At 43.5% G+C, this 22,859-nt stretch carries 23 protein-coding genes and 1 pseudogene; all 24 read left to right on the forward strand.

The features are described from left to right. Positions 1-19 precede the first annotated feature (19 nt). The 24 genes and pseudogenes from ACKVDP_RS08470 (at position 20) to ACKVDP_RS08590 (ending at position 22,831) form a co-directional block, all read left to right on the forward strand. Complete coding sequence (locus ACKVDP_RS08470) at positions 20-865, forward strand: DegV family protein (RefSeq protein WP_409228383.1); 846 nt, start codon at positions 20-22, stop codon at positions 863-865. Between the two features lie 112 nt (positions 866-977). Continuing rightward, positions 978-1,940, forward strand: a complete 963-nt coding sequence (locus ACKVDP_RS08475) for an L-threonine 3-dehydrogenase (RefSeq protein ID WP_409228384.1) — start codon at positions 978-980, stop codon at positions 1,938-1,940. 126 nt (positions 1,941-2,066) lie between these two features. Beyond that, positions 2,067-2,504 (forward strand): RrF2 family transcriptional regulator, encoded by a 438-nt coding sequence (locus ACKVDP_RS08480; RefSeq protein ID WP_409228385.1) that lies wholly within the window; start codon positions 2,067-2,069, stop codon positions 2,502-2,504. Next, a complete protein-coding gene (gene nifS / locus ACKVDP_RS08485; protein ID WP_409228386.1) occupies positions 2,504-3,682 on the forward strand; it encodes a cysteine desulfurase NifS in 1,179 nt (392 codons plus the stop codon). The genes ACKVDP_RS08480 and nifS overlap by 1 nt, the downstream gene beginning before the upstream one ends. Next, complete coding sequence (gene nifU, locus ACKVDP_RS08490) at positions 3,683-4,126, forward strand: Fe-S cluster assembly scaffold protein NifU (protein ID WP_409228387.1); 444 nt, start codon at positions 3,683-3,685, stop codon at positions 4,124-4,126. 79 nt (positions 4,127-4,205) lie between these two features. Further along, a complete protein-coding gene (locus tag ACKVDP_RS08495; protein WP_409228388.1) occupies positions 4,206-5,423 on the forward strand; it encodes an AI-2E family transporter in 1,218 nt (405 codons plus the stop codon). 97 nt (positions 5,424-5,520) lie between these two features. Next, positions 5,521-8,154, forward strand: coding sequence for an alanine--tRNA ligase (gene alaS, locus ACKVDP_RS08500; protein ID WP_409228389.1), 2,634 nt, complete (start codon positions 5,521-5,523; stop codon positions 8,152-8,154). A gap of 60 nt (positions 8,155-8,214) precedes the next feature. Then, on the forward strand, positions 8,215-8,478 hold the full coding sequence (locus ACKVDP_RS08505) for an IreB family regulatory phosphoprotein (protein ID WP_458306239.1): 264 nt from the start codon (positions 8,215-8,217) through the stop codon (positions 8,476-8,478). 72 nt (positions 8,479-8,550) lie between these two features. Next, positions 8,551-9,498, forward strand: a complete 948-nt coding sequence (locus ACKVDP_RS08510) for an aldo/keto reductase (RefSeq protein WP_409228390.1) — start codon at positions 8,551-8,553, stop codon at positions 9,496-9,498. A 10-nt stretch (positions 9,499-9,508) separates the two neighbouring features. Beyond that, positions 9,509-9,928 carry a Holliday junction resolvase RuvX gene (gene ruvX / locus ACKVDP_RS08515; protein ID WP_409228391.1) on the forward strand — a complete coding sequence of 140 codons (420 nt, stop codon included), beginning with the start codon at positions 9,509-9,511 and terminating at the stop codon, positions 9,926-9,928. Positions 9,929-9,940: 12 nt separating this feature from the next. Beyond that, on the forward strand, positions 9,941-10,189 hold the full coding sequence (locus ACKVDP_RS08520; protein ID WP_409228392.1) for a DUF1292 domain-containing protein: 249 nt from the start codon (positions 9,941-9,943) through the stop codon (positions 10,187-10,189). A gap of 25 nt (positions 10,190-10,214) precedes the next feature. Then, on the forward strand, positions 10,215-10,679 hold the full coding sequence (locus ACKVDP_RS08525; protein WP_409228393.1) for a Fur family transcriptional regulator: 465 nt from the start codon (positions 10,215-10,217) through the stop codon (positions 10,677-10,679). A gap of 4 nt (positions 10,680-10,683) precedes the next feature. Further along, entirely contained in the window at positions 10,684-12,345 is a 1,662-nt protein-coding gene (locus ACKVDP_RS08530; RefSeq protein WP_409228394.1) for a ribonuclease J, read from the forward strand. Positions 12,346-12,361: 16 nt separating this feature from the next. Then, the gene (locus tag ACKVDP_RS08535; RefSeq protein ID WP_409228395.1) at positions 12,362-12,652 is read left to right on the forward strand and encodes a hypothetical protein; all 291 of its coding nucleotides are present in this window, start codon (positions 12,362-12,364) and stop codon (positions 12,650-12,652) included. Further along, complete coding sequence (locus ACKVDP_RS08540) at positions 12,649-13,242, forward strand: LysO family transporter (RefSeq protein ID WP_409228396.1); 594 nt, start codon at positions 12,649-12,651, stop codon at positions 13,240-13,242. The genes ACKVDP_RS08535 and ACKVDP_RS08540 overlap by 4 nt, the downstream gene beginning before the upstream one ends. A 20-nt stretch (positions 13,243-13,262) precedes the next feature. Next, the gene (locus ACKVDP_RS08545; RefSeq protein ID WP_409228397.1) at positions 13,263-13,754 is read left to right on the forward strand and encodes a QueT transporter family protein; all 492 of its coding nucleotides are present in this window, start codon (positions 13,263-13,265) and stop codon (positions 13,752-13,754) included. Positions 13,755-13,765: 11 nt separating this feature from the next. Then, positions 13,766-14,422, forward strand: coding sequence for an O-methyltransferase (locus ACKVDP_RS08550; protein WP_409228398.1), 657 nt, complete (start codon positions 13,766-13,768; stop codon positions 14,420-14,422). Further along, the gene (locus ACKVDP_RS08555; protein WP_409228399.1) at positions 14,419-15,657 is read left to right on the forward strand and encodes a peptidase U32 family protein; all 1,239 of its coding nucleotides are present in this window, start codon (positions 14,419-14,421) and stop codon (positions 15,655-15,657) included. The genes ACKVDP_RS08550 and ACKVDP_RS08555 overlap by 4 nt, the downstream gene beginning before the upstream one ends. Beyond that, positions 15,654-16,280 (forward strand): uridine kinase, encoded by a 627-nt coding sequence (gene udk, locus ACKVDP_RS08560; RefSeq protein ID WP_409228400.1) that lies wholly within the window; start codon positions 15,654-15,656, stop codon positions 16,278-16,280. Before ACKVDP_RS08555 ends, udk begins: the two co-directional genes overlap by 4 nt. 334 nt (positions 16,281-16,614) lie before the next feature. Next, positions 16,615-18,290 (forward strand): annotated as a pseudogene (locus ACKVDP_RS08565) (GspE/PulE family protein). Between the two features lie 12 nt (positions 18,291-18,302). After that, a complete protein-coding gene (locus ACKVDP_RS08575) occupies positions 18,303-19,355 on the forward strand; it encodes a type IV pilus twitching motility protein PilT (RefSeq protein WP_409228403.1) in 1,053 nt (350 codons plus the stop codon). 9 nt (positions 19,356-19,364) lie between these two features. Then, complete coding sequence (locus ACKVDP_RS08580) at positions 19,365-20,564, forward strand: type II secretion system F family protein (protein ID WP_409228404.1); 1,200 nt, start codon at positions 19,365-19,367, stop codon at positions 20,562-20,564. 304 nt (positions 20,565-20,868) lie between these two features. Further along, positions 20,869-21,282, forward strand: a complete 414-nt coding sequence (locus tag ACKVDP_RS08585; protein ID WP_409228405.1) for a type II secretion system protein — start codon at positions 20,869-20,871, stop codon at positions 21,280-21,282. Between the two features lie 790 nt (positions 21,283-22,072). Beyond that, positions 22,073-22,831: a transposase gene (locus ACKVDP_RS08590; protein WP_409228406.1), complete on the forward strand. Its 759-nt coding sequence runs from the start codon at positions 22,073-22,075 to the stop codon at positions 22,829-22,831. The last annotated feature ends 28 nt before the right edge of the window (positions 22,832-22,859 follow it).

The raw sequence follows: 22,859 nt of genomic DNA on the forward strand, positions 1-22,859 counted from the left end.
AAATTTTGGAGGTGCTTTAATGAAAATAAAAATCATAACAGACAGTACAAGCTATCTGGATAAGAATTACATTGAAAATGAAGATATTACGGTAGTTCCATTAAACTATGTTTTTGATGGAGAGGATTTCAAGGAAGGCTTCAAGGGTGAATTCGGTGAATTCTACCATAAGCTAAAATCCACTGATCTCTTTCCCACAACAAGTCAACCAGCTGTTGGAGACTTTGCAGCCGCTTTTCATGAGGCGCTTAAAAGCTATGACCAGATTGTGGTTGTTACACTTTCTTCCAAGATAAGTGGAACCTATACCAGTGCACATATGGCTGCAGAAATGGTGGATCCTGAAAACATAAAGGTGATTGACAGCCTTGGAGCTGCTGCAACCTTGAGGTTCCTGGTCCAGGACGCTGTAGGGCTGGCAAAGGCTGGTTTGGATGCCCAGGAGATTTTTCAGGAGCTTGAAAGTAAAAAGAAAAATCTGGGCATCGTACTTACAACCGATACCCTGGAGTACCTAAGCAGGGGAGGAAGGCTATCCTCACTACAGGCAGGGATCGGGAACATATTGAGTATAAAGCCTGTGATCAGGATGCTGGATGGAGAGCTTAAGCTCGTAGAGAAGGTAAGGGGCGGGAAAAAGGCCATAAGCAGATTGCTGACATATATTCCAGAAGAGGTGGATCGTATTTCCCTTTGTCATGTGACAAATATTCAGGAGGCTGAAAAGCTGAGTGAAACCCTAAGACAAACCTACCCTGGAGTGACGGTGGAGATAGATGAGCTAGGTCCCGTAATCGGTGCCCACCTTGGTCCTAAGACCCTTGGGATCTGCTTCAGCTACAATGTAACAGACCAAGTACTTTAAAGATTCAATACAATTTTAATATTCTGGATAATTCAATAGGTGTATTATTTTTTTCCTAGTATGTTATAATGTAGACGAAGTAATTCAAAATCGACGGAGGTGCATTAAATATATGAGGAAAATCCTAATTACAGGAGGCCTTGGACAAATAGGTTCAGAGCTGACCAAAAAAATGAGAGACATCTACGGCAATGATAATGTCGTTATGACTGATATGCAGGCTAAGGATACACACAAGGATCTTATTGAAAGCGGACCCTTTGAGGTGCTTGATATCCTGGACAGAGAGAAGATGGGAGAGGTTGTGGACAGGTATAAGGTGGATACCATCGTAAACCTGGCGGCGATCCTGTCAGCCGTTGGTGAAGCCAAGCCACAGCTGTGCTATAACGTCAACATGAATGGACTGTACAACGTACTTGAGTTAGCAAGGGAGAAAGACCTGTCAGTTTTCACTCCAAGCTCAATAGCAGTCTTTGGGGCGAACACACCAAAGGACAAGACTCCACAGGACACAATCATGAGACCGGGTACAATGTATGGGGTTACAAAGGTGGCTGGAGAGAACCTTTGCGACTACTACTACCATAAATTCGGGGTGGATACAAGGGGAGTAAGATTCCCTGGACTGATATCAAACGATACCCTGCCAGGTGGAGGAACCACAGACTACGCGGTTCACATCTACTACGAGGCACTAAAGCAAAAGAAATACACAAGCTTCATCGACAAGGGAACAAAGATGGATATGATGTACATGCCTGATGCACTGAATGCAATAGTTCAGCTTCTTGAGGCAGACCCGTCAAGACTTAAGCATAGAAATGCCTTCAATATCACAGCAATGAGCTTTGATCCTGAGGATATGGCCCATTCCATCAGAAAGCATATTCCTGAATTCCAGCTGGATTACGACGTTGACCCGGTAAGACAGGCCATTGCAGATTCTTGGCCCAATTCATTGGGCGATTCTGAGGCAAGGGCACAATGGGATTGGAACCCTGAATTCCTACTTGAGGACATGACAGCAGACATGTTTCAGAGCTTGAGGAAGAAACTTAATATACAGGACTAATAGTTAAACATAAGGCTGGGAAATTTCCCGGCCTTATGTGCTTTTCAATGTTGACAAGATTACCCGGATATACTATACTATATTAGGAATACCGACTAATTAAGTTGGGATTAAAGAGGTGATGAAATGAAATTGTCAACCAAGGGAAGATACGGCCTTATGGCCATGTACCAACTGGCCCAGGATTATGGCCAGGGACCCATTTCCCTGAAATACGTGGCTGAAAAGCAGGGATTAAGCGAAAATTACCTGGAGCAGCTTTTTTCAAGTCTCAAAAAGGACGGGTTGCTCAAGAGCGTAAGAGGGGCCTACGGTGGCTATATGCTTTCAAGAATGCCAGAGGAGATAACAGTGGGAGAGGTTCTAAGGTCTCTGGAAGGACAGATGTCCCCATCTGATTGTGTCGCAGACGGAAGCTACGACTGCAGCAGAGATGACAGATGTGCGACCCAGTGGGTACTGGGCCAGATCAAGAACAGTATTGACCAGGTTATTGATTCCATAACTCTTATGGATATGATAAAGGACAATAATGGAATAAACACTGAATTGGGGGGAGATTAATGGATAAAATGATATACATGGACCACTCGGCTACAACACCTGTCAAAAAGGAAGTCCTCCAGGAGATGCTTCCATATTTTTCAGAGTTCTATGGAAATCCTTCAAGTGTCTATCAGCTAAGCAGCAAATCCAAGCTTGCAATAGACAAGGCAAGGGAACAGGTTGCAAAGGGTATAGGTGCGAAGAAGAATGAGATTTATTTCACAGGCGGTGGCTCTGAGTCGGACAACTGGGCTATAAAGGGAATTGCATACAGACACAAGGAAAAGGGAAATCACATCATAACAACCAAGATTGAGCATCATGCAGTACTTCACACATGTGAGTATCTTCAAAAGCAAGGCTTTGAAGTGACCTATCTGGATGTGGACCAATATGGAATGGTTAACCTCCAGGAGCTTGAGAAAGCCATCAAGGACAATACAATACTTATTTCAATTATGTTTGCAAATAATGAGATCGGTACGGTACAGCCCATCAAGGAAATTGGTGAAATCGCAAGAAAGCACAAGGTCCTATTCCACACAGATGCAGTTCAGGCTGTTGGAAGCATAGAAATAGATGTGAATGAAATGAACATAGACCTTCTTTCAATGTCTGCACATAAGCTGTACGGACCAAAGGGAGTTGGAGCTCTGTATATCAGACAAGGAACAAAAATCGATCCCCTTATAGCAGGTGGAGCACAGGAAAGAAACAAAAGGGCTGGTACAGAGAACATTGCAGGAATTGTAGGCACCGGCAAGGCTGTTGAGCTTGCTTATGAGCATCTGGAAGAAAACAACAAGAAGCTGGTTGCATTAAGAGAAAGACTCATAAGGGGGATTCAGGACAACATCCCTCATGTAAGGTTAAATGGTCATCCTGAAAAGAGACTGCCAGGGAATGTGAATTTCTGTTTCCAGTTCATCGAGGGAGAGGCACTTCTATTGAGTCTTGACATGGTTGGTGTAGCAGGCTCAAGCGGATCTGCTTGTACTTCAGGATCACTTGACCCTTCACATGTGCTGCTTTCCATAGGCCTGCCACACGAAATAGCACACGGTTCCCTGAGACTGTCTCTGGGTCTTTCCAATACCGAGGAAGAGGTTGATTATGTTGTGGAACAGCTAGAAGGAATCGTTGAAAGACTTAGAAAGATGTCACCATTATATGATAAAGTTCAGGGGGGAATATAAATGTATTCAGAAAAAGTAATGGAGCACTTCACTCAGCCACGTAACGTTGGTGAAATTGAAAATGCAGATGGCGTAGGTGAAGTGGGTAATGCAAAATGCGGGGACATTATGAGAATGTACCTGAAGATAGACGGAGATGTCATAACTGATGTCAAGTTCAAGACCTTTGGCTGCGGCTCAGCAATAGCTTCATCCAGCATGGCCACAGAATTGATCAAGGGAAAGACAGTAAAGGAAGCTATGGAACTGACAAACAAGGCAGTAGCTGATGCTCTGGACGGACTACCTCCGGTTAAGATGCACTGCAGCGTATTGGCTGAGCAAGCCATAAAATCAGCTCTTGTTGATTATTCAAAGAAATCAGGGGTAAAAATTGAAGGACTGGAAGATGTTGACTTTGATGATGAACATCTACATGACCTTCCTGAAGATGAGGAAGAATAATTATTGACCTATAAAGACTTTGGTTAGAGATGGCGTAGAAACATCCAGCCATGGTCTTTATCTGTTCAGGGGTGATTAAATGTCGATCAATACGCCGCCTTCTCTTTTTGTAAATCTGGTATGGATTCTGTCAGCGCTTTTGCTGGCCCTGGTAATCTATTATCTGATAAACATTGGGAACAGGTATGTTCCAAGCAAGAAAGTAATAAGGTACAATACTAGGCTGATACTGTGGGTGATAATATCCCTTTTCGGCATATATTTTGTTACGCTGGTTTTCAGAAGGTACACCCTGGTGGCAGATACATTCTATACTATAATCATATCAATGATTCTGGCATACTTTCTAAATCCCCTTGTGAATATCTTTGAGAGGAAGGGATTCAGGAGAATATTTGCCACCATAACAGTATATCTTTTGATTCTTGGGACCATATCAATCCTGTCCGTCTCGGTCCTTCCAAGAACCGGTCAGGAGATCAAAAGACTGGTGACAAATTTTCCCGGATATGTCAACACGGTCTCATTATGGATGACAAACCTGTATTCAGGCTATTCGGACTCCCTGATTGAAATGCCTGAGCTTCTAAAGAGTATAGAGGATGTCATATCACAGAATCTGGAAAGGATTCAATCTGGAATAGCAAACGGTGTTGAGAGATTTGTTCTTGGCATGATAGGCCTTTTCACCAGGATCATCAGCTGGATATTGACTCCCATACTTACCTTCTACTTGCTGGTTGACAAGGAGCATTTCATCGACAAGTTCAGGAAGGTGATACCTAAAAAGCACAAGGAAGAAATTCTTGAATTGCTTCGTGAAATAGACACTGCCTTGTCTCAGTTCATAAGGGGCAGGCTATTGATGGCTGCCATGGTTGGAATAGCCACCACAATTTTTCTTTTCCTTATGGGTATAGAATTTGCAATAGTAATCGGGTTTATAACAGGTCTGGCGGACATTGTTCCTTACATCGGACCCTTCCTGGGGTTTTTACCGGCAGTCATTTTCGCTTTCATAGCCAGTCCAATCAAGGCGTTTTGGGTTGGGGTGTTTTTCATACTGATCCAGTGGGTTGAAAACAACATACTTGGACCCAAGGTCCTTGGAAAGACCACGGGAATGCATCCCCTAACGGTACTACTTGCAATCATTGTGGGAGGAACAATATTCGGGGTTATGGGAATGATCCTTTCGGTGCCGGCAGTCAGTGTATCCATTATACTTTTCAACTACTTCAAGAAGCGACTTGCCCAGAGATATCCAACCGAAGGAGAGGGTACAAAGTCATTGTAAATTGACAAATACAGGGCTTTACTTTAAAATAGTATAGATAGGACATCCCTCCCTTTAAAGGGAGGATTTTTCTAATAAAAAGGGACGAGGTGTATGTATGAGAAAATTAGGACTTCATGAAATAAGAAAGGAATACCTGGAATTCTTCAGAGAAAAGGACCATCTGGTTGCACCCAGTTTTTCATTGGTTCCCAAAAACGATAAATCCCTATTGCTGATCGGAGCCGGGATGGCACCTTTAAAGCCCTACTTTACTGGAGATGCGGTTCCGCCACACAATAGAATGGTAACCTGTCAAAAGTGTATCAGAACAGGTGATATAGAGAACGTTGGAAGGACTGCAAGACATGCTACATTCTTTGAAATGCTGGGTAACTTCTCATTCGGTGACTATTTCAAGAAGGAAGCTGTTGCATGGGCATGGGAATTCTTGACTGAGAGACTGGAAATAGACCCCAAGGATCTGTGGGTTAGCGTCTACCATGAAGATGACGAAGCTTACAACATCTGGAAGGATGACATAGGAGTACCGGAGGAAAAGATTGTAAGGCTGGGAAAAGAGGATAATTTCTGGGAGCTTGAGGTTGGCCCATCAGGTCCTTGTTCAGAGATTTATATAGACAGGGGAGAAGCCTTCGGCTGCGGACATGAAGACTGCAAGCCGGGCTGTGACTGTGACAGATTCCTTGAGGTTTGGAATCTGGTATTTACACAGTTCGACAAGGATGAAAAGGGAGTCTACCACCCCCTTTCAAACCCAAATATTGATACAGGAATGGGTCTTGAGAGGATTGCTGCAATTATGGAGAATGTAAACACAATCTTTGATATTGGAGCCATAAATGACATCCTCAGAAAGGCTGAAGAAATCAGTGGCTACAAGTATGGCACAGATGAAGGCAAGGATGTATCCGTAAGGCTTATAACAGACCATACAAGGGCAATGACCTTCCTTGTAAGTGACGGAGTCATACCGGGAAACGAGGGCAGAGGCTATGTTCTTAGAAGACTTATCAGAAGGGCTGCAAGGCACGGCAAGCTTCTTGGAATCGAGGAAGGCTTCCTGCACAAAATGGCAGGTGTTGTAATTGACTCCTGGCAGGTTGAGTACAAGGAACTGAAGGAAAATGAAGTGCAGATCAAGAAGATAATCAAGGCTGAGGAAGAGAAGTTCCAGGAGACCATCAATGCTGGACTTTCAATTCTAGAGGCTTATATAAAAGATATGAAAAACTCCAGTGAAGAGGTATTTAGTGGAGAGAGGGCCTTTAAGCTATATGACACCTACGGTTTCCCTCTTGAACTTACCGAGGAAATACTTGAAGAAAGAGGAATTGAGCTTAACAAGGAAGAATTCAAGGTTCACATGGAAGACCAGAGACAGAGGGCAAGAAGCGCCAGAAGTGAAACCGACGGCGGATGGGGCGGCAATGACGATGAGCTGACAAAGGGCATCAAGTCAGAGTTTAAGGGCTACCTTAAGACTTCCCTAAAGAGCAAGCCTCTCCTTCTTATCAAGGAAGGTGAAAGGGTAAGCCTTCTAAGTGAAGGGGAACAGGGTCATGTGATACTTGAAGAAACTCCATTCTATGGAGAACAGGGTGGTCAGGTAGGAGACAAGGGAACCCTCACCTGGGAAGGCGGCAAGGCAAAGGTTCTGGATACAAAGCTTAGCCAGGATGGAGCACCTATTCATCTTGTTGAGATCCTGGAAGGTCAGCTTAAGGAAGAGATGGAAGTTTTTGCACAGGTGGATGACGATCTGAGGGATTCAACAAGAAGAAACCACTCTGCAACACATCTACTTCACAAGGCTCTTAGAGAGGTTCTGGGAAACCATGTAAACCAGGCTGGATCTCTGGTAATGCCGAACAGATTGAGATTTGACTTTACGCATTTTGAAGGTATTAGCAAGGACAACCTTAAGAAAATTGAGGAGCTTGTAAATCACCAGATCCTGAAAGGACTGCCTGTAATCACCAGGGAGCAATCCCTTAAGGAAGCACAGGAGCAGGGAGTTACTGGACTTTTCGACGAGAAGTACGGAGAGACCGTAAGGGTCGTCAGCATGGGAGACTATTCTCAGGAGCTCTGTGGTGGAACCCACGTTTCAAACACCGGTCAGATAGGACTGTTCAAGATAGTTTCCGAGGCGGGCATTGCATCAGGAACAAGAAGAATCGAAGCCCTTACAGGGATTAACGTATACCTCTACCTTAACCATATGGAAGAGGAGCTGGACCAGGTAGCCTCATTGATAAAGGCAAACAGACAGAATCTAAAGGATCGTGCAAAGGGACTGATTGAGGAATCCAAGGAGAAGGATAGGGAAATCAGCAGGCTGAAGGACAGGCTCTCAGCAAACATTGCTGATGAAATACTGGCTCAGGCCAAGGATGTAAAGGGCGTTAGGCTAATTACACACATCTCATCCGACCTTGACATGAACGGTCTTAGAAATCTTGGAGACGAGCTTAAGTCAAGACTTGGCTCAGGGGTTGTGGTTCTTGGATCCACAGGGGGAGACAAGGTGTCCTTGGTTGCAATGGCAACAAAGGATGTGACTGCCTTGGGAGTCCATTCAGGAAACATTGTCAAGGCCGTTGCACAGGCCACTGGAGGTAGTGGAGGAGGAAGACCCGAGATGGCCCAGGCAGGTGGAAAGGATAAGTCCAAACTGCCCGAAGCCATGGAATCAGTGGAAAAAATTCTTTCAGGCCAGATAAAATAGCCATAAAAAAAGCTTCCAATGATGGAGACTTATGTTATAATAGATAAGAGGGGTGATAGTGTGGATGAGAAAATGAATGAAACCATGAAGTTTGAGGCAGCAAAGGAAACACCGGCGGAACCTCGCGAAATTCTATTCTCTGTATTTGATTCCCTGGAGGAAAAGGGATACAATCCCATAAATCAGATAATAGGGTATATACTATCAGGGGACCCTACCTATATTACAAGCCATAACAATGCAAGGTCGTTAATTAGAAAAATCGAGCGGGACGAGTTGTTGGAGGAAATACTTCGAGCATACTTAAAATGCACTAAAGATTAGATATAATGGATGGATGGCTGACACAGGCTATCCATCCTTATTTATGATATGATAGAGGGAGCTGTAGAGAAAATGGAAAAGACAATACTTGGCAGGTCCGGAATAGAGGTATCCAGACTTTGCTTCGGGTCTCTTACAATGACACCCTTCCAGGCAAACCTTTCAGAGGAAAAAGGTGCATACCTTATCCAGCATGCCTTTGAAAAGGGAATAAACTTTCTTGATACAGCAGAAATATACGAGAACTATGGATACATCAAAAAAGCACTTAAGGGAATTAAAAGAGAAGACTATAGGATTTCCACAAAGACCTATGCCTATACTAAAGAATTGGCCCAGGAGAGCCTCGAAAGGGCTATGAGGGAAATCGGTACGGACTATATTGATATTTTTTTACTGCATGAACAGGAAAGCACCCACACAATAAGGGGTCATTACCCTGCAATAGAGTACCTGCTAAAGGCAAAGGAAGCCGGCAAGATCGGGGCATTGGGAATTTCCACCCACAGAATAGCCGGAGCAAGGGCCTTAAGGGACTATCCTGAGCTTGACATTCTTCACCCAATTGTAAACAAAAAGGGCATAGGGATACATGACGGTAAAATCGAAGAAATGCTGGATGAGCTTGAACACCTTAATGGAACTGGTGTAGGAATCTATGGAATGAAGCCTCTTGGAGGCGGACACCTTATCAGGGAGGCGAGGGAGTCCTTAAGCTTTGTACTCCAAAAGCCATTTATCCATTCCATAGCAATAGGGATGCAATCAACGGATGAGATCGATGCAAATATTCAGCTTGTCCAAAATGGGTATATAGAAAAGGAAGTGGAGAACAGGTTAAAAAGCAACAACAGAAGATTGATTGTTCAGGACTTTTGCCAGGGCTGTGGTAACTGCGTAAAAAGGTGCCAGCAGGGTGGGATAACCCTGGTGGACGGAATGGCAAAACCTAATGATAAATGCATACTTTGCGGATATTGTGCAACGGTATGTCCGGAATTTTGTATAAAAGTGATATAATGGAGATAATATGGAACGAATACTAGGATTGGATGTAGGAACAAAGAGAATCGGAGTTGCAGTAAGCGACCCCTTGGGCTTGACCGCCCAGGGAGTGATGACCCTTGAAAGAATAGGCATGAAAAAGGATATGGCGGCAATAGAGGAGCTTCTTCAGCAGTACCAGGTGAGGAAGGTCGTTGTAGGCATGCCAAAGAACATGAATGGAACCATTGGCCCTTCAGGGGAGATGGCACAAAAGGTTGGAGAGAAAATAAGGAACAAGTTTAATATAGAAGTGATTTATGTGGATGAGAGACTGAGCACGGTCTCCGCGGAAAGGGTCCTGATCCAGGGAGATGTCCGCAGGGAAGACAGAAAAAAGTACGTGGACAAAATAGCCGCTACATATATTCTGCAAACTTATCTTGATATGATATATAATGGTTAAAGGAGGAAAACAATGACTGAAAGACATACGTTCTACGATGAACTTGGAAATGAGATTGAATTTGTGGTAAAGGCTAAATTCAGCTTGGACGACACTGATTATGTGGCGCTTTTGCCGGCAAACGAAATAGATGCAATGACATACATCCTAAGGATTGAAATGGATGATGAGGGAGACGAAATACTGGTTGGGATAGATGACGACGAGCTTGAGGAAGCAAAGGACGTCTACGAGGAACTGGTTAAGGAAAACCTACAATAACAGGCGGGTGATAGCTGTGGAAGCCATGATAAAGCAATTTATGGAAAAACTGCAAAAGGAAGGATACAAGTACACAAACCAAAGGGAAGAGGTCCTAAGGATTCTACTTAGGAACAAGGACTCCCACATGAGCTGTGACGAGGTTCACGGCATTGTATCCAAGGAAAGAAAAGACGTGGGCATAGCCACAGTTTACAGAACCCTGCAGCTTTTTGAGAAGCTGGGATTAGTATATAAGATTAATTTTGACGATGGTGTAAGTCGTTATGAGTTGAATTTCGGAACGGAGAATCATCACCATCATCATTTAATATGCACAAATTGCGGAAGTGTGACCGAAGTGAAGCTGGATCTGTTGGAATCCCTTGAGGATGAAATCGAAAAGGAAGAAGGGTTTACAATTCAGGATCACAACGTCAAATTCTACGGAATATGCAAGGACTGCAAGGATAAAGAAAAGAACGCCAACAAGAAAAATAACAAGGAGTGATAAAGTGGCAAAGCAAAACAAATTAAAAATAATCCCTTTAGGTGGATTAGGAGAAATCGGAAAGAACATTACCGTACACGAGTACAAGGACTCCATAGTCCTGGTTGACTGTGGAATGACATTTCCAGAGGATGAAATGCTTGGAGTTGATATAGTGATTCCAGATATATCCTACCTTATCAAAAATAAGGACAAGATAAAGGGACTGGTACTGACCCATGGTCATGAGGACCACATAGGGGCGATACCTTATGTCCTTAAGAAGGTGAACTTCCCAATTTACGGAACGAAACTGACATTGGGACTGCTGTCAAACAAATTGAAGGAGCACAATCTCAAGAATGTCGATATGAATGTGGTGGCACACGGAGACAAGGTTAAACTTGGTCATTTCACTGCAGAATTCATAAGGACCACACACAGCATACCTGACAGTGCTGCAATAGCACTGACAAGCCCAATCGGAACAGTTATCCAGACAGGTGACTTCAAGATTGACTTCACACCCATAAGTGGTGAGACAACTGACCTGAACAGGTTTGCAGAGCTTGGGAACAAGGGGGTTCTGGCGCTTCTGTCAGACTCAACAAATGTTACAAGACCTGGCTATACACTAAGTGAAAGCACCGTTGGCGAAACCTTCAGGGACCTTTTCTACAAGGCAGAAGGAAGGATAATCGTTGCCACCTTTGCATCAAATGTGTACAGGGTTCAGCAGGTTATTGATGCTGCCGAACTTAACAACAGAAAGGTAGTAATGTCAGGACGGTCAATGATAAATGTTACCACAGTGGCATTGGAGCTGGGATTTCTTAGGGCCAAAGAAGGAACCATAATAGATATAAACGACATGAACAAGTACAGAAAGGATGAGATGGTCCTAATAATGACAGGATCACAGGGGGAGCCACTGAGTGCCCTCACTAGGGTTGCAGCTGGAGAACACAGAAAAATCCAGCTATATGATGACGACCTTGTAATACTTTCCGCAACAGCAATACCTGGAAACGAAAAGGCTGTTACCAAGACCATAAACAGACTTGTGGAGAAGGATATAAATGTAATTTACGAATCACTGGCCGACATACACGTATCAGGCCATGCCTGCGAGGAGGAATTGAAGCTTATACAGAATCTTGTCAAGCCTAAGTTCTTTATTCCTGTACACGGCGAGTCAAAACATCTCAAACGTCATGCAGAGCTTGCCAAATCAATGGGCACACCGGCAGAAAACATATTTGTCATGGAAAATGGACAGACCCTTGAATTGACAAAAAACACTGCTCAACTGGGACCTTCTGTTCCGTCTGGACACATACTTGTGGATGGCCTTGGAGTTGGAGATGTTGGAAATATAGTCCTTAGGGACAGAAAGCATCTTTCAGAGGACGGCCTTTTGGTTGTTGTAATAACCATGGACAAGAAGGATAGAAAGGTTTCCTCAGGATTTGACATTGTTTCAAGAGGCTTTGTATATGTCAGGGAGTCGGAGGACCTTATGGTAGAGGCCAGAAAGGTTGTGCAAAAGACGCTTCAATCATGCGAAAGCAAGAAGATTTCAGACTGGTCGACCATAAAATCAAATGTAAGGGACGACCTGAGAAGCTTCCTTTACAGCACAATAAAAAGAAACCCAATGATATTGCCAATTATCATGGAGGTATAGAAAGGTAGATCGACAGATGGGCTTAAGACTTTTAATGTACCTTGCAGTCATACTGCTTGGAGCTATCATAGGAGCCAAGGCGAAGCTTGGAGATAATCTCAAAAAAAGACTGGGCAGTATTCAAACTGCCTGTCTTCTTTTATTGCTACTGGTAATGGGAATAATGATAGGAATGGATAAGGACGTAATAAGTTCCTTCTTTTCCATCGGCTACTCGGCAATTGTAATAAGCATCTTTACAGTTGGCTTCAGCATTTTAGGGGTGAAGCTTGTCAGTGGCTATGTGACTGGAGGTGGTAGGAGATGACCGGAAAAATTGTAGGGGCGGTTGTTGCAGGAGTTCTACTGGGGCTCTATGTGCTACCAGTCTCCATACTTGAACATACTGACCTGATAATAGACATTGGACTCATGCTCCTCCTGTTCTTCGTTGGAATAGACATCGGGCTTAACCGATCTGTTTTCACAAGAATCAGGAGCATGGGGCTCAAAATTCTCCTTATACCCTTAATGATAATAACAGGCAGCATAGTGGGGGGGATAGTTGGGGGATCCCTACTGGGGATGCCCTTCAATGAATCGGGTGCAGTTGGTGCCGGACTTGGATGGTATACACTTTCCTCCATACTGATGGCAAACTACTCAAATGAGCTCTCAACATTGGCATTTCTTGCAAATGTTGTCAGGGAAATGATGGCTTTCATGATAATACCACTGGTGGCAAAGAGGGTTGGTTTCTTCAGTTCGATTGGTCCAGCTGGTGCAACATCAATGGACACTGCATTGCCGGTGATTTCAAAGGCAACCGATCCTGAAACTGCAATTATAGCATTTATATCAGGTGCAATATGTACCTTTTCCGTGCCCATTATTGTACCTTTAATCTTGAATCTTTAGTAAAAGAGAGGAATGAAAACATGAAAATTCGTTATATCACAAAGGCAAGCTTGATAGCAGCAATCTACCTTGTGCTTATACTTATACAGGCTCTGCCGTTTCCCGTTGCAAATCTGACCTTCGGTCCGGTGCAGCTTAGGATAGCAGAGGGGCTTACCCTATTGCCCTTGGTTGAACCGGCAGCAGTGCCGGGACTTTTCATAGGGGTCCTTCTGGCAAACTTTCTGCTGGCTCCATACTCAGGGTTCGGACTTGTGGACATCATAGGCGGGTCCCTGGTTACCCTGCTTGCTGCATACCTTACATCCAAGGCCAAGAACAAGTATGTGGGAATGGTACCACCCATTCTTCTGAATGGAATAATCGTATCAATCTGGGTATCATATTTCACCAAGATACCTTACATCTACACTGCCCTGGGAATTACAGCAGGACAGTTTGTTTCAGTTTTTGTTTTTGGTAGCGTGATACTCTATGTCTATGAAAAGGCTTCAAAATACAGGGAATGGTAGAAGGTGACCGGATGAGCAGCGTAAACGAGGATTATATTACCTCCTACATCAGGGAGATAACACCTGAAAGGACAGGGCAGCTTAAATCTCTTGAGGAGTATGCCAAGGAGAACAATGTGCCCATCATCGAGCCCGAGGTTGGACAGCTGATCACCCTTCTGTTGAAGCTCCACAGACCCAAGGAGATTCTGGAAGTTGGAACAGCAATCGGCTATTCGGCACTTTTAATGGCTGAAAGCCTTCAGGATGACTGGTCCATTACAACAATGGAAAGAAACCCTGCCATGATATCAAAAGCCAGGGAGAACTTCAAGGAGTCACCCTATGAGGACAGGATAAAAATAATCGAGGGGGATGCCAGGGAGACCTTCCCTCATCTAACCAAGAAGTATGACTTCATCTTTCTTGATGCGGCAAAGGGTCAGTACATGGAATTTTTGGGCTATGCCAGGGATCTATTAAAGCCCGGTGGACTTATAGTGTCGGACAATGTCCTCTACAAGGGAATGGTTGCATCCGATGATCTTGTCGTAAGGAGAAAACGTACAATAGTTAACAGGCTCAGGGAGTTCCTTGAGTATATAAACAATATGCAAGGGTACACATCAAGCGTTCTTCCATTGGGAGACGGGGTTGCCCTTACCTACAAGGAGGAGAACTTGATTTGAGGAATATAGAGCTTCTGGCACCGGCAGGTGACCTGGAGAAACTGAAAATGGCCATAATATACGGAGCGGATGCGGTATATCTTGGAGGGGAGGCCTTTGGAATGAGAAAGGCCTCCAAGAACTTCACCCTGGAGGACATTGAGGAGGGAGTCCGTTTTGCCCATGAAAGAGGAAAAAAGGTGTATGTGACCCTTAACATAGTACCACATGACAAGGATATGGAGGGTGTGGAGGAATACGCCCTTGACCTCCAACAAATAGGTGTGGATGCATTTATCGTATCCGACCCTGGAATGTTCACTGTCATCAAAAGGACCACTCCGGATATGGAGATCCATATAAGCACCCAGGCAAGCGTGACCAACTATGAGACAATCATGTTCTGGTACAACCTTGGTGTTAGAAGGATTGTCCTTGCAAGGGAGCTTTCCTTTGAGGAGATTGAGAACATCACCAGTAAGCTTCCCGAGGATCTGGATATTGAGGCCTTTGTCCACGGGGCAATGTGCATGAGCTATTCGGGAAGATGCCTCATTTCAAACTACATGACCGGAAGGGATGCAAACATGGGAGACTGTGCCCAGCCCTGCAGGTACAAGTATCATGTCGTTGAGGAGAAGAGGCCTGGTGAGTACTTCCCCATAGAGGAGCACGAGGAGGGGACCTTCCTGTTTAATTCCAAGGACCTTTGCATGATAGAACACCTCCCCCAGGTTATAGATTCAGGAATATTGAGCCTGAAGATAGAGGGAAGGGTAAAGAGCTCCTATTATGTGGCAACCGTGATCAGATCCTACAGGATGGCACTTGATGCCTACCTGGAAGACCCTGAGAACTACAAGTACAATCCTGCATGGCTGGATGAAATAAAGAAGGTTAGCCACAGGGACTTCACAACTGGATTCTTCTTCAAGAAGCCTGGAACTGAGGACCATGTGTACACTCACAGCTCCTATATAAGAGGCTATGATTTCGTGGGTATGGTACTTGACTATGACAGGGAAACGGGTATTGCAACCGTTGAACAGAGGAACAGGATGTTTGTAGGGGATCAAATTGAAATTTTCGGCCCGGGCAAGGAATATTTTGTTCAAAAAATAGAGAAGATGTGGGATAATGAAGGAAATGAAATTGATGTTGCACCACATCCTCAACAGATAATCAAGATCAGGACCGACCAGGAGGTTAGACGGTTTGACCTTATAAGAAAAGGTAAAGAGGAGGAGCAATCATGAACAGGCCCATACTGATTGGAATAGCTGGGGGAACAGGCTCGGGAAAATCCACTGTAACCAGGGAGATCTTCAAGGCCATAACAGACAAGAATGTCGCTGTGATCGAGCAGGATTCCTACTACAAGGACCAAAGCGAGTTGAGCTATGAACAGAGGGTACTGACCAACTACGACCATCCCTTTGCCTTTGACAATGTACTTCTTAAGGACCATCTGGAAAACCTCCTTAAGGGAGAGTCTATCGAAAAGCCCAGCTATGACTTTGAGAACCACAACAGAAAAAAAGAAACTGAAACGGTGGAACCAAGGGATATAATAATCCTTGAAGGGATCCTTATCCTCTATGATGAGGACCTAAGGGACCTGTTGGACATAAAGATCTTTGTGGACACCGATTCCGATGTAAGGGTCATCAGGAGAATCCTAAGGGACATCAAGGACCGGGGAAGGACCCTTGACTCTGTCATAATGCAATACATGAACACAGTCAGACCTGCCCATCTTCAGTTTGTGGAGCCTTCAAAGAGATATGCGGATATTATCATTCCAGAGGGTGGCTACAACAAGGTTGCAATAGACATAATAATAACAAAAATTAATGATATTATTAACAAAAAGCAATAAATAGATCTTAAAGCATAAAATTCCCAGCAAATTTTAAAATTTAAAAATTTGCTGGGAATTATTATTTTTTTGTAATTATTGGGTAAACATAATCATACAAATGGAATGTACTGGAATCCTCTAAACTGCAGTCTTAGAATGAAATGTGACAATAAAGCCATGAAAATTAACAGAAATTTAAGAATAATATGTCATAATCCATGTCAAATGTCCGTAAAACTGAAATAAAATGTTGATTATATGGCTATAACGTAGTAAAATAAATAGCATCAGGTATTTTGGAAAAGAATTTGAAATTTTGATATATAAACAGACTTGAAATGAGGAGTTCAAGATGCAAAAATCCACATTGAAAATCGGAGAATTGCTGCTATACGCAGGGAAAATAGATTCAAACCAGCTGAAGGAAGGACTCGATGCCCAGGGAGACTCAACCAAGAAGCTGGGGGAGATCCTTGTAGAGCTTGGCCATGTGACCCAGGATGACATAGTTGAGGTCTTGGAGTTCCAGCTGGGTTTTCCTAGGATCGATCTTAACAAATACGAAATAAATCAGTCAGTGGTTAATCTCCTGCCTGAAAGCATAGTCAGGAAATACAAGCTGATTCCCATAGACAAGAGGGAAGGAAAGCTGATAGTTGCAATGGTTGACCCCCTGAACTTCTTCGCGGTTGACGATATAAAGCTTTACACGAAGATGGAGCTGGAATCGGTACTTGCAACAGCTGAGGATATTACAAAGCTTATTGATAGATATTATACAGGCTCAAGCACCAAGAAGGTCCTTGAGGAGTTCACCGGAGAAGGGATGTTTGAGGACGACCAGGATGAGGTTGAGGATGCGGAGGTAACCTCTGCTCCCATTGTAAGGCTTATAAACTCCCTGTTCGAGCAGGCAATAAGGACCAAGGCATCAGACATCCACATCGAGCCCTACGCAGACGAGATCAGGGTAAGGTTCAGGATAGACGGTGACCTGAGGGAGATTACAGCCCTTCCAAGGTCTAATCTTTCAGCCATAGTAACAAGGATAAAGATAATCGGCAAGATGAACATAGCGGAAAAGAGGGTACCCCAGGACGGTCGTGTTGAGACCAGGATAAATGACAGGGAAATAGACATGCGTATATCCTCACTTCCCACGGTATATGGAGAAAAGATTGTAATCAGACTCCTGGACAAGACCAACTTCAATTTCACTAAAGCCGGTCTTGGACTTAGCCAGCACAATCTTGACATTTTCGATGACATACTGAAATCACCATATGGAATGCTCCTTGTAACAGGACCAACAGGAAGTGGAAAGACCACAACACTGTACACGGTGCTTAAGGAGCTGAACCAGATAGAGAAGAACATAATCACTGTTGAGGATCCTGTGGAGTACAGGCTTGGGGGGATAAACCAGGTTCAGGTAAATGTGAAGTCAGGCTTGACCTTTGCATCGGGACTTAGGTCCATCCTTAGGCAGGACCCTGACATTGTAATGGTTGGAGAGATACGTGACGGAGAGACGGCCCAGATTGCAGTAAGGGCAGCAATAACGGGACACCTTGTCCTATCAACCCTTCACACCAACGACTCCCCATCCACCATAGCAAGACTTATTGATATGGGAATCGAGCCCTATATAGTATCATCCGCAGTTGTTGGAATCGTTTCACAGCGTCTTGTAAAGACCCTTTGCGAAAGTGCAAGGAGCCATACGAAGCAACCTACTCGGAAAAGAAGATGCTTGGGATTGACGAGAACCAGACGGTTGTGCTTCACAAGCCGGTTGGCTGCAATGCCTGCAACGCAGGATATTCAGGGCGTGCTGCGGTACACGAGATAATGCCTGTAAATGAGGAAATAAGAAGACTTATAGATACAGGAGCCACAACTGACAAGATCAGGGAAGAGGCTCTCAGACAAGGCATGACCACCCTCTTCAGGTCAGCATTGGCTTTGGCTGACCAGGGTAAGACAAGCTTTGAGGAAGTGATGAGAGTAGGCTATACTCTCGGATAAGGGGTGATATGGATGCGTATTGAAGACATTGTCAACGAAGGAAGTGCCAGAAAAGCATCGGATATCCATATAACAGTTGGAATTCCACCTACATTCAGAGTAAACGGGGAGCTTGTTCCATTCACGGACGAGAACCTGTCTCCGGATGAAACTGAAAATCTGGTAAGGCAGACCATGTCTGAGGACCAGTTTAAGATGCTGATGGGAAAAGGGGAGTATGACTTCTCTTATTCAAGTCCGGGAAAGGGAAGATACAGGGTCAATGCCTACACCCAAAGGGGAAGCCTGGGAATGGCACTAAGGATCATACCACTGGAGATACCCACAATGCAGCAGCTTGGGCTGCCGGCGGTGATTTCAGACCTGGCAAGGCTGCCTAGGGGTCTGATACTTGTAACAGGACCCACGGGAAGCGGAAAATCCACAACACTTGCTACAATGATTGACCAGATAAACAGGGAACGCAGGGAGCATATTCTCACCCTTGAGGACCCCATCGAGTATCTACACAAACACAGGGCGTCAATTGTAAACCAGAGGGAGATCGGCTCTGACTCAATGAGCTTTGGTAATGCCCTAAGGGGAGCACTTAGACAGGACCCGGATGTAATCCTTGTTGGAGAGATGAGAGACCTTGATACCATTTCAATTGCCATAACAGCAGCTGAGACAGGTCACCTTGTACTTTCAACACTGCATACACTGGGAGCCGCCAAGACCATAGACAGGATAATTGACGTGTTTCCACCCCATCAGCAGCAGCAGGTAAGGGTGCAGCTGTCATCTGTTATTCAGGCTGTAATATCCCAGCAGCTTCTGCCAAGGGCTGATGGAAAGGGAAGGGTTGCGGCCCATGAGATAATGATTGCAACACCTGCAATCAGAAACCTCATCAGGGAGGAAAAGATTCACCAGATAAACACAAATATCCAAACAGGTGGTAAGCACAGGATGCAGACCATGGATTCATCACTGATAGACCTGTACAGCAGAGGACTGATCCGTAAGGAAATTGCACTTAACAGGGCGATAGACCACGAGGAGATAAAAAAATACATTGTGTAGGTGAGGCCAATGAAGTACAAATACAAGGCCATGACCAAAAGCGGTCAGGCAATAGAAGGGTTATTCGATGCAAACTCAGAGGCCGAGGTTGTAGCCATGATCAAGGGCAACAACTATCTTCCCGTCAAGGTTGAACGGGATGTGGGAAGCGAGGCTCAGTTCGAGCTCCTGTCAGCCAAGGTCAAGAAGAAGGACCTGGCGGTGTTCTGCCGGCAGTTCTTCACAATGATCGATGCAGGTCTTGGCATAGTCAAATGCCTGGACATCATGGAGGTTCAGACTGAGAATAAGACCCTGAAGAAGGCCGTTGGCACAGTCCAGGAGGATGTCCAGAAGGGTCTGACCCTTTCAGAGGGTATGGAGAAGCACCCAAGGATCTTTCCGTCAATACTGGTTTCAATGGTTGAGGCCGGAGAGGTCAGCGGTAATCTTGATGCCATAATGGAACGGATGGCCGTGCACTTTGAAAAGGAAAACAAGATCGAGAACAAGGTAAAGAGCGCCATGATATACCCGGCAGCACTGATGTTTGTTAGTGTGGCAGTAGTAATCTTTATGCTGACCTTTGTAATGCCCACCTTCGTTGGGATGTTCCAAGGTTCTGATGTTCCACTGCCAGGGCCTACAAGGATACTGCTGGCAATATCAGATTCTTTTAGAAATTTTTGGTACCTCTACCTTGCAGGTGTGGGACTTCTAGTGTTTGGGGTTAGCTCCTACATCAGGACAGAGGATGGCAGAAGGAACTTTGACAGCCTGAAGCTGAAGCTTCCCGTAATAAAGGGACCCTCGGCCAAGGTTATAACATCAAGGTTCACAAGGACCCTGTCGACCCTTATGGATTCAGGTATTCCACTGATAAAGTCCATGGAGGTTGTTGCCAAGGTTGTAAACAACAAGGTGGTTGAGGAAAGGCTGACAAACAGCATCGAGCAGATCAGAAAGGGTGTACCCCTATCAAGGTCAGTAAAGGATGTTGGTGTGTTTCCGCCAATGGTTGACTCTATGATTAAGATTGGCGAGGAGTCAGGTGCGCTGGATGACATCTTATTGAAAACCGCAGATTTCTATGATGAAGAGGTTGAGGTTGCCCTGACAAAGTTGACAACCCTACTTGAACCGATTATGATTGTTGGTATGGCCATAGTTATTGGATTTATTGTAATAGCAATGTATCTGCCGATGTTTGATATGATGCAGACGATTTAAAATTCACGATTCACAGTTCACAGTTCACAATTGAAAAGAATAAAAATTGTGTTATTATCAACATTAGAATGGGTATTACTGAAAAGTCAGCATTATACTTATTTATCAGAAAGATAAATATATGGAAGTAATTAGTAATTCACTAGTCGCATCACAAGAATTCAAATGACCTGTAAGAAAGACCTTGATAATTGTGAATTGTGCATTGTGATCTGTGAATTGTATTTTCTCGGCTTTAATAAATTTATATATATTTAAAGCAATGTAAGTGTGGGGAAAATAAAAAAAACAAGGAGGAATTAAAATGATTCAATGGTTTAACAAGAAAATGAGCAAGAAGAGAAAAGGATTTACATTGATTGAGTTGATTGTAGTAATTGCGATTTTGGGTATTTTGGCAGCGTTGGCTATACCAAGATTTGCAAACTCAAGAGAGAGTGCAAATGAAGGGGTTATAATAGCTAATTTAAAAACATTAACTTCAACAGCTGAAGTATATGCCGTGCAAAAAAATTATGATATTACTGCTCTAACTGATGCTCAAGTGGGTGAGATCAAAGGTTTAGCTGATTGGACAAGTGTTAGTGGGCCAACTGGGGTAACATATGATATTTCAACGGCTGGTGTGGTTAGCGCAACAATAGCAGATAATGCTGTTCCGACAACTGTGGGAGCTGGAACATACAAGATAGAAAATGGTAAATTAGTAGCGGTATAATAGGTCAAGGGGACAGGAACCATGTCTCAAAATATAGGCTAAAATTTCTAATTTAAATTAGAACCAACAAGGAGGCTTAGGATCATTAGATTCTAGGCCTTTGGTTATATTGTGGTGCTTTGGTTATTAAGAGTTGTGGTATACTGGGAATAGTGGTCAATTAGTATAGATATTCGTGCAATTAAGATACGGTGATATTTCGGTTGTATCCATAACCAGGTTGAGCGGTGGTCTTGATGTAAAGGGTACAAGAGTGAAGTGCTGAAAATACTTATATATCATGAGTTTTAACACTCATAGGAGTAAAAGCTATTGAACAGTTTTTCTATTTTGATACTTGTTCAGTGATGAAATTAACCCGCGGAAATAGATTCTAAGCTAATGACGGTTATTTTAGCGGCTTAAGATATAAAATAAACTAAAGAGGAGATGGCTTATGAGATTATACTCTGAAAGAAATGGTATAAGAGCACCGCAGGAAAAGACATATTCTATCAACAGAGATATGTATTCATTGCTCTTAGATTGTTGCAAAAGAACATGACAAGGGGACAGGGAAAGTGTCCCAACATGACAAGGGGACAGGGAAAGTGTCCCAAAACAGAATAAGTACTTAAGCTGCGGCCAAGGATAAACTCTTGTAGCCGCAGCTTTTTCTTGTCACAAAATACAGATTATGTGACTTCAAAGGATACTTGCAAATGTGTAAATAACACATTAATTTTGATTGTTCATTAAATTACACAATGATATAATAACTATGATATCGCAATCAAATGGGGGGAGTAATATGGCTAGAAGACCGCGTCGAAGAAGTGAAAGTGGGCTTTATCATGTTATGTTAAGAGGAATCAACAAGCAGATAATTTTTGAGTCTGAAGACGACAGGTACATGTTATTAAGAACTTTGAAAAGGTCTATAGATTCAAACAAGTTTGCTTTATATGGTTACTGTTTTATGGACAATCATGTCCACCTTCTTATTCAAGAATTGGAAGATGATATTTCCAGTGCCATGAAGAGAATTTGCTCAAGCTATGTTTTATGGTACAACAAGAAGTATGAGAGATCGGGCCATTTGTTCCAAGAGAGATTTAAAAGCGAACCTGTAGAAGATGATAATTATTTTCTGATGAACCTGAGATATATTCATCAGAATCCTTTAAGGGCTGGAATATGCAAGGAATTATTGGAGTATAAATGGACAAGCTACAGGGAATACATAACTGAGCCTATAATAATCGACACAGATTTGTGTTTGGATCTATTTTCTCCTAACAAAGATCGAGCTATAGATTTGTTTATAGAGTTCATGACGCAAAACAATGAGGATAAAATTCCCGTATTTGAAGATAATATTAGATTGACTGATGCTGAAGTAATTGAAAAAATATGTGCTATGGGTCTTAGTAACATGAGTGAAATGCAGAAATTAGATAAGAATAAAAGGAATAGCTATCTAAAGGCATTAAAAATGACAAGAGGTATAAGTATAAGACAAATTTCTAGAATAACAGGTATCTCAAAAGGCACTATTGAGAGAGCATGAAGACAAAGGGGAGACAGGGGGACAGGAA

The organism is Gudongella ferriphila, assembly GCF_046224405.1.
GTDB lineage: Bacteria > Bacillota > Clostridia > Tissierellales > Tissierellaceae > Gudongella.

Excerpts from the sequence above, each read along its gene's own strand:
- ACKVDP_RS08575 (WP_409228403.1), top strand. The coding sequence starts at position 18,303 with ATGCGTATTGAAGACATTGTCAACGAAGGAAGTGCCAGAAAAGCATCG.
- ACKVDP_RS08540 (WP_409228396.1), top strand. The coding sequence starts at position 12,649 with ATGACCGGAAAAATTGTAGGGGCGGTTGTTGCAGGAGTTCTACTGGGG.
- ACKVDP_RS08510 (WP_409228390.1), top strand. The coding sequence starts at position 8,551 with ATGGAAAAGACAATACTTGGCAGGTCCGGAATAGAGGTATCCAGACTT.
- ACKVDP_RS08520 (WP_409228392.1), top strand. The coding sequence starts at position 9,941 with ATGACTGAAAGACATACGTTCTACGATGAACTTGGAAATGAGATTGAA.
- ACKVDP_RS08525 (WP_409228393.1), top strand. The coding sequence starts at position 10,215 with ATGATAAAGCAATTTATGGAAAAACTGCAAAAGGAAGGATACAAGTAC.
- nifS (WP_409228386.1), top strand. The coding sequence starts at position 2,504 with ATGGATAAAATGATATACATGGACCACTCGGCTACAACACCTGTCAAA.
- ACKVDP_RS08585 (WP_409228405.1), top strand. The coding sequence starts at position 20,869 with ATGATTCAATGGTTTAACAAGAAAATGAGCAAGAAGAGAAAAGGATTT.
- ACKVDP_RS08545 (WP_409228397.1), top strand. The coding sequence starts at position 13,263 with ATGAAAATTCGTTATATCACAAAGGCAAGCTTGATAGCAGCAATCTAC.
- udk (WP_409228400.1), top strand. The coding sequence starts at position 15,654 with ATGAACAGGCCCATACTGATTGGAATAGCTGGGGGAACAGGCTCGGGA.
- ACKVDP_RS08480 (WP_409228385.1), top strand. The coding sequence starts at position 2,067 with ATGAAATTGTCAACCAAGGGAAGATACGGCCTTATGGCCATGTACCAA.
- ACKVDP_RS08550 (WP_409228398.1), top strand. The coding sequence starts at position 13,766 with ATGAGCAGCGTAAACGAGGATTATATTACCTCCTACATCAGGGAGATA.
- alaS (WP_409228389.1), top strand. The coding sequence starts at position 5,521 with ATGAGAAAATTAGGACTTCATGAAATAAGAAAGGAATACCTGGAATTC.
- nifU (WP_409228387.1), top strand. The coding sequence starts at position 3,683 with ATGTATTCAGAAAAAGTAATGGAGCACTTCACTCAGCCACGTAACGTT.
- ACKVDP_RS08495 (WP_409228388.1), top strand. The coding sequence starts at position 4,206 with ATGTCGATCAATACGCCGCCTTCTCTTTTTGTAAATCTGGTATGGATT.
- ACKVDP_RS08475 (WP_409228384.1), top strand. The coding sequence starts at position 978 with ATGAGGAAAATCCTAATTACAGGAGGCCTTGGACAAATAGGTTCAGAG.
- ruvX (WP_409228391.1), top strand. The coding sequence starts at position 9,509 with ATGGAACGAATACTAGGATTGGATGTAGGAACAAAGAGAATCGGAGTT.
- ACKVDP_RS08580 (WP_409228404.1), top strand. The coding sequence starts at position 19,365 with ATGAAGTACAAATACAAGGCCATGACCAAAAGCGGTCAGGCAATAGAA.
- ACKVDP_RS08535 (WP_409228395.1), top strand. The coding sequence starts at position 12,362 with ATGGGCTTAAGACTTTTAATGTACCTTGCAGTCATACTGCTTGGAGCT.
- ACKVDP_RS08590 (WP_409228406.1), top strand. The coding sequence starts at position 22,073 with ATGGCTAGAAGACCGCGTCGAAGAAGTGAAAGTGGGCTTTATCATGTT.
- ACKVDP_RS08470 (WP_409228383.1), top strand. The coding sequence starts at position 20 with ATGAAAATAAAAATCATAACAGACAGTACAAGCTATCTGGATAAGAAT.